10 protein-coding genes and 2 riboswitches are annotated in these 12,213 nt (G+C 48.8%); of the genes, 6 read left to right on the top strand and 4 right to left on the bottom strand.

The window, feature by feature from the left end:
• Positions 1-18 precede the first annotated feature (18 nt).
• Positions 19-597 carry an SET domain-containing protein gene (locus ACFQ03_RS07415; protein WP_144941690.1) on the bottom strand — a complete coding sequence of 193 codons (579 nt, stop codon included), beginning with the start codon at positions 595-597 and terminating at the stop codon, positions 19-21.
• 273 nt (positions 598-870) lie between these two features.
• Positions 871-1,010: riboswitch (cyclic di-AMP (ydaO/yuaA leader) on the top strand.
• Positions 1,011-1,263: 253 nt separating this feature from the next.
• Between ACFQ03_RS07415 and ACFQ03_RS07410 the strand changes: the two genes are divergently transcribed.
• Positions 1,264-2,445, top strand: coding sequence for a KamA family radical SAM protein (locus ACFQ03_RS07410; protein ID WP_144941692.1), 1,182 nt, complete (start codon positions 1,264-1,266; stop codon positions 2,443-2,445).
• A gap of 247 nt (positions 2,446-2,692) precedes the next feature.
• Here the strand turns inward: ACFQ03_RS07410 and ACFQ03_RS07405 are convergent, their stop codons facing one another.
• A complete protein-coding gene (locus ACFQ03_RS07405) occupies positions 2,693-3,823 on the bottom strand; it encodes a PsbP-related protein (protein WP_144941694.1) in 1,131 nt (376 codons plus the stop codon).
• 376 nt (positions 3,824-4,199) lie between these two features.
• Between ACFQ03_RS07405 and ACFQ03_RS07400 the strand changes: the two genes are divergently transcribed.
• The 5 genes from ACFQ03_RS07400 to ACFQ03_RS07380 all read left to right on the top strand — a co-directional run bounded on the left by ACFQ03_RS07400 (position 4,200) and on the right by ACFQ03_RS07380 (position 10,097).
• The gene (locus tag ACFQ03_RS07400) at positions 4,200-5,231 is read left to right on the top strand and encodes a DUF4261 domain-containing protein (protein ID WP_144941791.1); all 1,032 of its coding nucleotides are present in this window, start codon (positions 4,200-4,202) and stop codon (positions 5,229-5,231) included.
• A 188-nt stretch (positions 5,232-5,419) separates the two neighbouring features.
• A riboswitch (cobalamin riboswitch) is annotated at positions 5,420-5,617 on the top strand.
• A 253-nt stretch (positions 5,618-5,870) separates the two neighbouring features.
• On the top strand, positions 5,871-6,251 hold the full coding sequence (gene nrdI / locus ACFQ03_RS07395; RefSeq protein WP_144941806.1) for a class Ib ribonucleoside-diphosphate reductase assembly flavoprotein NrdI: 381 nt from the start codon (positions 5,871-5,873) through the stop codon (positions 6,249-6,251).
• Complete coding sequence (gene nrdE / locus ACFQ03_RS07390) at positions 6,184-8,316, top strand: class 1b ribonucleoside-diphosphate reductase subunit alpha (protein WP_144941793.1); 2,133 nt, start codon at positions 6,184-6,186, stop codon at positions 8,314-8,316. Before nrdI ends, nrdE begins: the two co-directional genes overlap by 68 nt.
• A gap of 92 nt (positions 8,317-8,408) precedes the next feature.
• Positions 8,409-9,404, top strand: a complete 996-nt coding sequence (nrdF, locus tag ACFQ03_RS07385) for a class 1b ribonucleoside-diphosphate reductase subunit beta (protein ID WP_144941796.1) — start codon at positions 8,409-8,411, stop codon at positions 9,402-9,404.
• Between the two features lie 216 nt (positions 9,405-9,620).
• On the top strand, positions 9,621-10,097 hold the full coding sequence (locus ACFQ03_RS07380) for an 8-oxo-dGTP diphosphatase (RefSeq protein ID WP_144941798.1): 477 nt from the start codon (positions 9,621-9,623) through the stop codon (positions 10,095-10,097).
• A gap of 162 nt (positions 10,098-10,259) precedes the next feature.
• On the opposite strand, the gene ACFQ03_RS07375 is transcribed toward ACFQ03_RS07380, so the two are convergent.
• Entirely contained in the window at positions 10,260-11,168 is a 909-nt protein-coding gene (locus ACFQ03_RS07375) for a LysR family transcriptional regulator (RefSeq protein WP_144941800.1), read from the bottom strand.
• Positions 11,169-11,204: 36 nt separating this feature from the next.
• On the bottom strand, positions 11,205-12,092 hold the full coding sequence (locus tag ACFQ03_RS07370) for a LysR family transcriptional regulator (RefSeq protein ID WP_379287165.1): 888 nt from the start codon (positions 12,090-12,092) through the stop codon (positions 11,205-11,207).
• Positions 12,093-12,213 lie beyond the last annotated feature (121 nt).

Raw genomic sequence — 12,213 nt, 5'->3', positions numbered from 1 at the left:
CAGCCAGGCCGAATAAGGCTAAAACGTAGTCAGGATTGAATCCAACGGTCTCAGGCCTGCGGCGACGGCATGGACTTTTTTTCTGAATTTGCGGGGAATGAGATGCTTCAGAGGCTGATCCACCTGATTAAAATATTTGAAGGCTTCCGCGGCCATCTCATCCCACAACCGGTAATAATGCAAATAATCGTCGGGCATGACTATAGTCCGGGAGGTGCCTTCCTCCGGCACACATACAAAGGGCTCCTCATCCCCCAAAATTCCATAATCACTCGTTAACTCTTCGCCGGGATGGATGTCCCTCGCCGCTAATTCCAGTTCATACGCCGTTCCTATACAATTAGGATTAAAGCTGTGATTGATGTATCTTCCGTGGTCCCAGCACAGAACATATTCTCCTTTTTCATTTTGGTAGGCGTATTTGTAGACGATATCCCGCCGCAGCGGTTCCAGAGAATCGACGTAATCCTCGTCCAGAATCATATCTAAGTCATCCAATACCCAAACAATAGTTCCTTTAGGAATAAATTTGGTCGCGAATACGCCGAGCCCTATCTTTTCGTTAACGAAGCGAAGCTCCGTATCCGGATGAATCATACAAACCACCGTCCTCAAAATTTGATAAAGCAATTTAATAGATTTATCTAATAGTAATAGAGTATTTAATAATGAGAGATTTCGTGATAGAAATGGGTCTAGCTATCGCGGAGTCATGCAGGAGCGGAGAAGATAACGGCGAGGGAGGGGCAAAAAATCAATCAGTTAGGGGAGGGGATAATGGCGTTGAGCAGTAAAAGGAAGGGGATGGCCGATTTTGTAAAGGATGGTTGTCAAGGCTTAATGGTTGACAATTTCCTTATTCTGCTATACAATTTGATTACGCTTAATTTCCGATTATCACATCGGAAAGCGGGGGAACCAGTTATTGGGGCGAATCATTGCTTTACGAATGTAGGGAACCATCTTCCCGAGCCCGTCAGCTAACCTCGTCTGCAGTGGATGGGTCAAGACTGATATAGGAGCAAACTTGCTTACACTTTGACCCTTGTAGGGTCTTTTTGTGTATAGGGTCCCGCCGCTGACAGAGATGGGCTTTCCGTCAGGGCGGGACATTTTTGCTTTTATACACTGATTGGAATGGGGTGTTGAACGTGGATACCGAAGAATCGATTCTAAGCGAACCTCCGCCTATAGGCTCTTGGTTCCTGCTCATTACTAAGATAGGAAGAGACACGACTTGAACAGAATAAAGGAGGAATTGGAATGGCCCAGCCGAAGTATATCACCGATATCGACAAGATAACGGCTATACCGGAGGAAGAGAGACAAAAGCTTAAGCAAATAACGGAGAAGTTCGTTTTTCGGGTTAACGACTATTATTTAGGATTAATCAATTGGCAAGATCCCCATGATCCCATTAAGAAGCTGGTAATTCCCAATGAAGGAGAGCTTCTCGAATACGGCCGCTGGGATGCTTCCGACGAGGACACGAATTATGTGGTTCCCGGCTGCCAGCACAAGTATAAGACAACAGCTCTGTTGATTGTGTCGGAGGTTTGCGGCGCTTACTGCCGATATTGCTTCCGCAAACGGCTATTCCGCAACGATGTCAAAGAGGCGATGCTGGATGTAGATCCGGGAATTGAATATATTTCCCGGCATCCCGAAATCAACAACGTCCTGCTGACAGGCGGAGACAGTCTGATTCTCGCCACCTCCAAGCTGAAGATGATTTTCCAACGGCTTCGGGAAATCAAGCACGTCAAAATTATTCGCCTCGGCTCCAAAATCCCCGTTTTTAACCCAATGCGGATATACGAAGACCAGGAATTGCTGGATACGATTCGGACTTATTCGACTCCTGAACAACGAATATATGTAATGGCTCATATTAATCATCCGCGGGAAATTACACCGGAAGCGAAACGGGCATTTCAGGCGCTTCATGAAGCAGGAGCCATTGTTGTCAACCAGACTCCGGTGCTGAGAGGAATTAACGATGACCCTGTCGTTCTGGGAGAATTGTTAGACCAGCTATCCTGGGCGGGCGTCACTCCGTATTATTTCTTTATCAACCGTCCGGTTGCCGGTAACAAAGATTTTGTACTCCCCTTGAAGCGGGCTTACGAGATCGTGGAAGAAGCCAAAGCTCTCACTTCCGGATTGGGTAAGCGTGTGCGCCTCTCGATGAGCCATACTTCCGGCAAAATTGAAATTTTGGCGATTCAGGACGGCAAAGCGTATTTGAAATATCACCAATCCCGAGAGGGGCATTATGGCCGGTTTATGGTATTGGATTGCCCTGACGATGCGGCCTGGTTCGATGATTTGCCGGGCAATGAACAGTATTGGGAGAAGCCCAGGAAGAAAACCGATCAGGTGGTCTCTGTCAATGAGCTCCCCGACATGCCGCAAAGAAGGAGAGCAAGAGTAGCCCAGTCATAATTAATATAGCAGTGATATGAATACGAAGGCGTTCTGTGCTCCGGACTGAGGCAGGCGCCTTCATCGCGTTTTCGGAGCCGGGATTAATCTTCCACCCGGAAAAAAGAGCGAAGGGGCGTTGGTACGCCCCTTCGCTCCTGCTAATGATTTAATAAGTGCCATTGCTTGATAAATTCCGCGGACTGCCGGATATCGTGCAGCCATAAATGCTCCCGCATCGATTCCGAAAGCTCACCGGTTAGTGTAATTACTTCTTAACTTTAAACGTGTTGGTTGCGTCGATATAAGTTTGCTTGTTATCATCCATTTTATTGGCATTCGTCCAGAAAATTACTTGGTGGAAGCCGTTTTCGGATTCTACCAGTGTAAACAGATAAGCGATCTTGACTTTATCCACTTCTCCCCGGACTTCAAACTGGATGCCTTTGTTACCGTTAATATCTGTTTCAACAGGATCGGAATGGACGGCGTTGCCGATGAGAGAACCGTCTGTCTGCATGGACATAATCAAATCGTAGTATTCTTGCAGCGTAAATCCGTCGTCGAAATCTGTCTTGGGCTCGTTAAGAACCATCAGATAGTTCTCGTTTCCTGCAGAGAGATTAAGGGCTTGGAGGTCGGCTTCGTCGTTCAGCCCATTAGCTTCCGTCCACCCGCCCGGCAGTGTAATTTCCGTCAAGTCTGCACTATCGGTAAGTACGACATCCTTGCCGCTCGTCTTGGAATCCGAACCGTTCCCGGCCGTAGTTTCAACATCATCTTTCAGAACCCGGAAAGAATTAATGACGTTAGTAAATTCTTCCTCGTACTCATCATAGCGTTCATCCAATGTCCAGGCAGCCAATTGATAGAAACGGTTGCCTTTCTCCAGGTATGTAATCAAATAACGGACTTTGATACCGGTAATCTCGGCCGAAATAACGGCTTGTTTTGCGGGGATGCCGTCAATTTGAATATCTTTGGTTTCACTGATTTTTGTATTTTCCGCGGTCATTTCGATGTTCTGATTAGCAACGGTCATGAAATCATCAAGCGTAGTATCGTCAGCAAATTCCGATTTAGCGAATGGAACAGCAATCACGTACTTTTCTTTCACAAGGTTGGCTGCGCCCAGAATGGCCTGCGCGTTTAGCGAGTCATTCTCTTTCCAATCCTTAGGAACAGTAATTTGCACGCTCTCGTCCTTGCTCTTCAGCTCTTTCCCGTCCGCCGCAGGCTTCTGGCTGGCCGTCGGGGAAGCCGAAGGCTCGGTGGATGCCGTAGGACTTGGCGAAGGGTCGGTTGTTGTCGGTGGTTTGTTATCCGAACCGCATCCGGACAAAATTCCCGCTGTTAGGACGGTAGTTGCCAACAGCACGTTCCATTTTTTCTTCATCATCGTACTTAACTCAGCCTTCTTTCTATAAATTGATAAATTAACAACATTTAATACTTTACCTAAAACTGCAAAAAAAAGAAACAGTAAGTTTGAAAAAAGTTATGAAAAATTATTTAACGGCTCCCTGATTATGAATAATTTAGCAGAGGTGGAGACGGATGAATGGCAAAATGCAAGCGGATGTGCTATATGTAGTTTCGGGGCATGAAACGATCCCTGAAGCCGGGGCCGGACCAAGGAGCGGGCTATAGCCTTGCCAATGGGATGGATAAGGCTCCGGAACGGTATCCGTCAGGAATAAGAAGGCTGCAAAGCGGATGTCGGGTGACGGTCCGTTAGAAAAAACATCAGGATAGACAGGAGGAATTTAATGATAATGGGCTGGTTAGATCTATTTCGCAAATGGAGCAAAAGCAAAGAGCAAGTGACGGAGGAAGCTCATGAACCCGCAGAAGCACCGGTGAAGCAGGAGCAGGAGCAGGAGACGATCGTGAAGTCCAAAGAGGAATTCCCCGGCTTCGCTCCTGTATGGATGGTGGAACTTCTGTACCGGCACAAGCCAATTCTGAATCAAGAACGGTTATACGCAAAGATGCAGAAATATACCGGGGAAGCCAGGCTCGACGAACATGCTCCTAAGGGTGCGCGGGATCGGGATCCGGTCGTATCGGAGGCCCATTCCGGCGAGCGGACGCGGCAAGATTTCGAACCTCTCTTATTCTATCATTCCAACTATATGGTCCAATACCGCGATGGAGTCGTTCCTGCGCAAACTTGTATCTTACCCTCTGAGCGTCCGCCGGAAGCGGCCTTGTATGAAGCTGCACTGCAGCAATCGTGGCATTGGCCGGATGCCCGCCAAGTGGTCGGAGGCTGCCGTTATTCCTTGCTGCTGACCGATTTCTGCGCGGAAGGACTGAACTATAAAGAAAGATTGAAACTGTTTCAGAGCGCTCTGTGCGCTCTTCTGGAAACGGCGCCTTGCGAGGCCATCTATTGGAAAACAAGCGGCAAGCTCGTTCAGCCCGAGGAATATTTACGGGCAATTTCTGAAGGGGAATGGCTGCACGGGGCTATGAACGTGCGATTATACAAGGCGGAAGGGGACGGGACAGGCCAGCCGGAAATGCTCGTCGATACATGCGGTCTTGCCGCGATGGGGGTGCCTGACCTGCAGTGTCATTTTACCGGTCTTGATCCGAATGAAGTAGCCACCATACTCGTCGATCTCGCCTATTATTTGTATGAAAGGGGCGACATCATTCGAGACGGGGAAACGATCGGTTCCGCAGAGAGCCAGCGTTGGCGCTGCGAGCATCAGCACTCGTTAAATGAACCGCGAAGGCGTGTGATCGACCTCAACCCGGGTGAGCCTTATTCCGCAGGAGGGCAGCTTCATGGCCGTTAAAGAGACGGCTGGAATAGCAGGAGAATTATTTACCTCAACGGCGATGTCCGTTATGTAAATCTATGAAAATATAAATATGCCAAAATGCCTCTTGATTGTTACAGAGAAACATTGTATATTACGTTAGGAGACTATATTTAGTGTTCATCTTCGACGACAGATACTAGATATAGAGAGTTAACTGAATATAACAGATAGAGAAGAAGGTGTCAGATTTGACTTAATAGGGAATCCGGTGTGAATCCGGAGCTGTCCCCGCAACTGTAAGTGCGGATGAAATGAGCATACCACTGTATAGGCAGCGTCTTGGGGCGGGTCTATACGGGAAGGGCTCAAAGTAGGATGAAGCACAAAGCCAGTAGACCTGCCTTCTATCTCTGCAAGTTTCGCATCTTCGGGGAATGAGAGGTTGAAACGACACGGAGCAGAGCCCATTTTATGGCTCTGTAGCTTTCATGCTGTCGTTTTTGGCCCACCACCGGCGGATGGGCCATTTTTAATGCATTGGAAGTTCTAAATTCCGGGGCTTGGCGGAGTTAATTGCTGCCAGCCGGCATCCTGCTATCACATTTTACTTCAAAAGTGGATAGGTAGATTGCTATGGAACGACCCCGAACGTGGATGCCCATGGAGGTAGCTATGCTTATCGTATTTGACTCTAAGACAGGAAACGTGAAACGGTTCGTGAACAAATTGGAGCTGGAATGCGTTCAAATTACGGAAGGGTTAACCGTCGACCAGCCCTATGTGCTGATTACTTATACTACGGGTGTGGGGCAGGTTCCGCAGACGACCCTGAAATTTCTGGAGGAAAATAGCCGGTGGCTGCAAGGGGTTGCTTCCAGCGGCAATATGAACTGGGGAGCCCGTTACGGCTTGGCCGGAGACCGGGTGGCCGAGATGTACTCGGTGCCTTTGCTGATGAAATTCGAGCTGAGCGGCACGAACAAAGATGTCGAGCGATTTAAACAGGAGGTCAATCAAATTGTCCACGCAACTTTCCAATTGGATACAGCTTAATAATGAAATTATGGTGCTTAAGGACGGCAAATTCCAGTTTGACAAAGACCGGGAGGCGGCCCGAAGCTATTTTGTCGATTATGTGAATCAGAACACGGTTTTCTTCCATGATCTGAAAGAGAAGATCGATTATTTGATCGAGCACGACTATTATGAGAAAGAGCTGTTCGACAAATACGACTTTGCCGAAGTGAAGAGCTTGTATGAGGGGCTGTATGCCCGGAAGTTCCGCTTTCCGTCCTTTATGAGCGCTTTTAAATTTTACAACAATTACGCGATGAAGACGAATGACGGGACCAAGTTTCTGGAGCGGTATGAAGACCGGATTGCGGTCGTAGCGCTGTTCCTGGGCAACGGCGATATGCAAAAGGCGAGGGAATATGCGGATCTGCTGATTTCTCAGGAATATCAGCCGGCTACGCCCACGTTCCTGAACGCAGGCAAAAAGCGGCGCGGGGAGCTGGTCAGCTGCTTCCTGCTGGAAGTGGATGATTCGATGAACTCGATCGGATTCGCGATCAATTCGGCTCTGCAGTTAAGCAAGATCGGCGGCGGTGTCAGCCTCAATCTAAGCAAGATCCGTGCGGCCGACGAACAAATTAAAGGGCTGGACGGCAAAGCAAGCGGAGTTCTGCCGGTTATGAAGCTGTTCGAGGATGCCTTCTCCTATGCGAACCAATTGGGCCAGCGTGACGGCAGCGGGGTCGTTTACCTCAACCTGTTCCACGCCGATATCCATGAGTTTCTGGATACGAAGAAGATTAACAGCGATGAGAAAATCCGGATCAAGACGCTTTCCTTGGGCGTCGTTGCTCCTAATAAATTTTTCGAATTGGTGGAGCAGGATAAAGACATGTACCTGTTCTATCCGCATACGGTTTATCGTGAGTACGGAATGCATCTGGACGATATGGATATTACGGAAATGTACGACGAGCTGGTCAATAATCCGAATATCCGCAAGAAGAAAATCGTCGCCAGAGACCTCATCATAAAAATTGCGCAAATTCAGATGGAATCCGGCTACCCATACATAATGTTCGTCGATAACGCCAATGAATATCATGCCCTCAAAAAAATCGGCCGGGTGAAGTTTTCCAATCTGTGCAGCGAAATCGCCCAGCTTAGTGAAGTATCCACCATTAACGATTACGGGGTAGAGGATGACATCCATCGCGACATTTCCTGCAACCTGGGATCGCTGAATATTGTGAATGTGATGCAGAACAAGCGGATGAGGGATACGGTTCATCTGGCCATGGATGCGCTGACCGAGGTGAGCGACCGCACCAACATTGCCATCGTTCCTTCTGTCGCCAAAGCTAACCGGGAGCTTCATTCCGTCGGCTTGGGGGCCATGAACCTGCACGGATTTCTGGCCTCGAACAAAATTCCGTACGAATCGAAGGAAGCGATCGATTTTGTACGCACCTTCTTCATGATGCTCAACTTCTATTCCCTGGAGCGGTCGATGCTGATTGCCAAGGAAAGGAAGGAAACGTTCAAGGATTTTGAGAAAAGCGAGTATGCGAACGGAGCTTATTTCGACCGGTACTTGGATAATGATTATTCTCCGCGCACGGATAAAGTGAAAGCATTATTTGAAGGCCATGTGATCCCGACCAAGGAAGATTGGCTCCGCTTGAAGGAGCTGGTTCAAGAGCATGGAATCTATCATGCCTACCGGATGGCCATTGCCCCGACAGGGTCGATCTCATACCTTCAATCCTCCACCGCGTCTATTGCGCCTATCACGCAGAGAATAGAGGAGCGCGAATACGGGGATTCCAGAACGATTTATCCGATGCCGTTCTTGAATGAGGACAATTTCTTCTATTATAAAGAAGCTTATGATATGGACATGTACAATCTGATAGACCTCGTTGCCGAGGTGCAGGTGCATATAGATCAGGCCATCTCGACCATTCTCTATGTGAAGGATGATCTGACGACTAGAGATTTGGCCAAGTATTACATTTATGCGCAGAAAAAAGGGCTGAAGACCCTCTATTATACCCGCACGAAGAAAAGAACGATTGACGAATGCATCAGCTGCGTTGTTTAAGGGCGGCTTAAAATATATTGAACTGGCGACAGGGATAACAGCGATCGGGTCCCTGACTCGATAACGAATTTGACAAGGAGGATTCAGGCAGAATGAAGGCATTCGAAGCGGTGAACTGGAATTCGCCGGAAACGGACTATACGGAAATGCTATGGACGCAAAATACATCCCAATTTTGGCTGGATACCGAAATTCCAATATCCAAGGATTTAAAGACGTGGACCAAGCTAAACGACGATGAGAAGACTACCTTCATGAGAGTATTGGGCGGGCTGACGCTGTTGGATACGGAACAGGGAAATGTCGGCATGCCTATGATTGCGCAGCACGTCGAAGACAAGCAGAAGAAGGCGATCCTCATTTTTCAGGCTGCGATGGAGGAAATTCATGCGAAGAGCTACAGTACGATTTTTACGACGGTAGCCAGCTCGGAGAGGATCCGCGATACGTTCGAATGGGTGCGCGAGAATAAACAGCTGCAGTACAAAACGCACCGTATCGATTCCTATTATCAGAGCATTAAGGAAGGGGATCCTCTTAGCCTGTATCAGGCGATGGTTGCGTCCGTCTTCCTGGAGAGCTTCCTGTTCTATTCCGGCTTCTTCTATCCGTTATATTTGGCCGGACAAGGCAAGATGGTAGCCAGCGGAGAAATCATCAAGCTGATTATCCGTGACGAAAGCGTGCACGGGGTATTCGTCGGCTTGCTCGCGCAGGAGGTCTTCCAGAAGCTAAACGAGGAGGAGCAGAAAGCGGCCTCTGCGTTCGTCAATGACCTTCTGATGGATCTGTATAAGAATGAACTGGAATATACGGAGAAGCTGTATGATCCGATCGGTTTGACCCATGAAGTAAAAAAATATATCCGGTACAACGCCAACAAAGCGTTGATGAATCTCGGGCTCGAGCCCTTGTTTGAAGAAGAAGAAGTTAACCCGGTCGTTCTTAACGGAATCCGTACGGAAACGAGTACGCACGACTTTTTCTCCACGAAGGGCAGCGGTTATCAAAAAGGAAAGGTAGAGCCGCTGCAGGACGATGATTTTCTGTTCCTTAATCAGAGGGTCCAGGAATCTAATATTTGGTGATAGGCCAGTAAACTGCGAAGGTTTCCAGAAGCCTTCGCGGTTTTTTTGTTCAAATATAAGTAAGTATAACGGGCTGTCCTAAGGACGGCGATGCCGTTTATCCTTGAACGAAACCTCGACAGAAAATAGCGGAAGGAAAAATATAGAAGGAAATAGAATAGAGCAATGAAACAGGATTCTCTATTCAACCGGATTAGATTGACAAAGGAGAGTAATATGTCCAAACAAATCAGATATGACCTCTATACGATGTGTTTGCTCAAGAAAGACGATAAAGTACTTCTGATTGAGCGGCCTGATCATCGAGGCTTCCCGGGTTATTTAGGCCCCGGCGGCAAGGTTGATTTTCCGGAGAGCCCGGCGGAAGGGGCCGTTCGCGAAGTTTTGGAAGAAACGGGGCTGCACGTGAAGAGACTAATGTATAAAGGATTGGATGAATACGTCGTCCCGCAAACCAATTACCGGTATATGGTGTTCAATTATATATCGGATGATTTCGAAGGAGAGCTGCTGACGAATCCACCTGAAGGAAAGCTGCTGTGGGTTCCGATTCAAGAAGCGCTGGAGCTTCCTATGCAGCCCTGGTTTAGAAGGCGGTTTCCGATGTACTTTCAGGAAGGGACGTTCGAAATTTCCGTTGTTTGGGACGAAGAGAATAAATGTGCCCTAGAGGATAAAGTAAAGCGATTGTAATCGATTACGGATCGTTACAGGCTTCTGTTTGGGAGTAAACGGACTAAGGATGACCGCTTGTGGCCAACAGCGTCTTCAAGTATAAACTGAGGCTTTAAACGGTCATCCGTTATAAGTTTATTCGTTAGATTTAAAGGATCGAGACTGCTCTTCGGTCTAGGATTATTGACTTCCAGCGGCATTAGTCTTTTCTTGTTCTCTCAGCTTTCTTATGAACGTGTTGACAGCCATTGTGGAAGGGGATTTCGGATCTTTAAGAATGGAAAAATCCCGTGTCATCTTTTTCCCTGCGATGGCAATTTCGCTCAAATCTCCGGACGCCAATTCTTTCCGGATGACCCTACGGGACAAAACCGCGATGCCAAGTCCGGCCATGACCGCTTCCTTCACCCCCTGATTGCTGTTAAACACGAAGGATCGCTTCACCCGGAGGCCGGATTCCATAATGAAGCGGTCGCTGTACGCACGGGTTCCGGACCCCGTCTCCCGGAAAACCCATACTTGATCCTGCAGCTCCTTCGGCTCTATCGGCGCCAGGGAACAGAGAGGATAATCGTTAGGTGCCACCAGCACCATTTCATCCTTGGCAAACGGCGGGGCTACGAGCAGCTCCGGGAACTCGACCTCACCTTCAATCAGACCGAGATCGAGCTCATTCGCGCGGACTCCTCTCGAGATTTCTTCCGTATTGGCAATCGTCACGTAAACATCGACCAGAGGATAGTCCATCGTATAATCCGCCAGCAAATGTGGAAGCACGTACTCACCGATAGTAAAGCTGGCCCCGATAGTCAATGAACCGGTTACTTCATTCCTTAATAGGTGAATCTCTTCCTTGGCTTCCTCATATAAAGCCAGAATTTGTTTGGCCCGTTGATACAGGATAGAGCCGGCCTCCGTCAGTTTAACGTGCTTGGAGGTACGATGCAGCAGCTTGCTCCCCAATTCGTTCTCCAAATTCCGGATGTGAAGGCTGACTCCGGGCTGGGAGAGGTTCAGCTTCTCGGCCGCTCTGGAGAAATGGCTCTGCTCCACGACGGTAACAAACACTTTCAATGTATCTACAATCAATTCTAGCATCCTCCCAATCTGTTCTGCTATGCGTATTTATGGCAGGGGAGACGTCAGCGTCTCCACGAAGCAGGCGGCCGCCTCGGACAGTGAAATGTCCCGCCGCAAAGCAATTCCAACGCTGCGCTCCGGAATAGGCTCGCGAATAGGCAATTCGTACAAGCTGCGTGACTCCAGCTCCTTGCTGACGAATGAGCGGGTGACGAATGCGGCACCGAAGCCAAGCTGTGCGAGCTCGATTAGCAGCTCCAGGCTGCCCAGCTCGATATCGACCTCGAGGGGAAGGCTCTGCGCGGCAAACCACTGCTCGACGAATTGCCGGGTGCTGCTTCCTTTGGACAGCAGCAGGAGGGGCAGGCGGCCCAATTCCTCCGCCTCCAGAGTCCGCTCCGACCATTCCCGGTAGGCTTCCCCGACCACGAAGCAGTCCTGAATGGTCATGAAGGAGCGAACGTCCAGCAGCCGGTCCGCAAACGGCATGTGCACAATTCCGAGATCAATTTGCCCTTCTATCAGCCGCTTGGCGAGATCGGGGGTTTTGCCATGAGTCAGACGTATACGAATATTCGGGTACCGGGTACGGAAATGCTTCAGGTACGGCAGCAGCAGATAGCGGATGAGAGAGCCGCCGGCCCCGATGCGAAGCTCGCCGGTTTCGAGCTGCTTGAGCGAGCGGATCTTGGTCTCCCCGGCTTCCAGCAGGGAGAAGGAGGGCTCTACATATTCAAGCAGGGCCCGGCCTTCCGCGGTCAGCTCCACGCCTTTGGACAGCCGGTTGAACAGCTTGACGCCCAACGATTCTTCCAGTTGCTTGATCGCATAGCTGACGGACGGCTGAGTAATGTGCAGCTCCTGGGCCGCCTTCGTCAAATTTCCCGATTTGGCCGTATGAAGAAAAATACGATATCCTTCCAATGAAATCATGATATAGAGCACCTCTATGTCAGAGTATGGATATTTGAATTTCATTTATTCCAGTTTTCACATTATAATAGGAGTCAACCGGATAGTCAATGAATCGCCCGGCAAGTAAACAGGAATGTTT

This window comes from Paenibacillus residui (assembly GCF_042677205.1).
Classification (GTDB): Bacteria; Bacillota; Bacilli; order Paenibacillales; family NBRC-103111; genus Paenibacillus_L; species Paenibacillus_L residui.
The sequence above is the reverse complement of the archived record's forward strand: the minus strand, read 5'-3'. Positions and strand labels throughout refer to the sequence as shown.

Bases quoted from the DNA above. Each gene is read 5' to 3' on its own strand.
- nrdE (WP_144941793.1), top strand. From the start codon at position 6,184: ATGTCGAGCGATTTAAACAGGAGGTCAATCAAATTGTCCACGCAACTT.
- ACFQ03_RS07380 (WP_144941798.1), top strand. From the start codon at position 9,621: ATGTCCAAACAAATCAGATATGACCTCTATACGATGTGTTTGCTCAAG.
- ACFQ03_RS07405 (WP_144941694.1), bottom strand. From the start codon at position 3,823: ATGATGAAGAAAAAATGGAACGTGCTGTTGGCAACTACCGTCCTAACA.
- ACFQ03_RS07370 (WP_379287165.1), bottom strand. From the start codon at position 12,092: ATGATTTCATTGGAAGGATATCGTATTTTTCTTCATACGGCCAAATCG.
- nrdI (WP_144941806.1), top strand. From the start codon at position 5,871: ATGCTTATCGTATTTGACTCTAAGACAGGAAACGTGAAACGGTTCGTG.
- ACFQ03_RS07410 (WP_144941692.1), top strand. From the start codon at position 1,264: ATGGCCCAGCCGAAGTATATCACCGATATCGACAAGATAACGGCTATA.
- ACFQ03_RS07400 (WP_144941791.1), top strand. From the start codon at position 4,200: ATGGGCTGGTTAGATCTATTTCGCAAATGGAGCAAAAGCAAAGAGCAA.
- ACFQ03_RS07415 (WP_144941690.1), bottom strand. From the start codon at position 597: ATGATTCATCCGGATACGGAGCTTCGCTTCGTTAACGAAAAGATAGGG.
- nrdF (WP_144941796.1), top strand. From the start codon at position 8,409: ATGAAGGCATTCGAAGCGGTGAACTGGAATTCGCCGGAAACGGACTAT.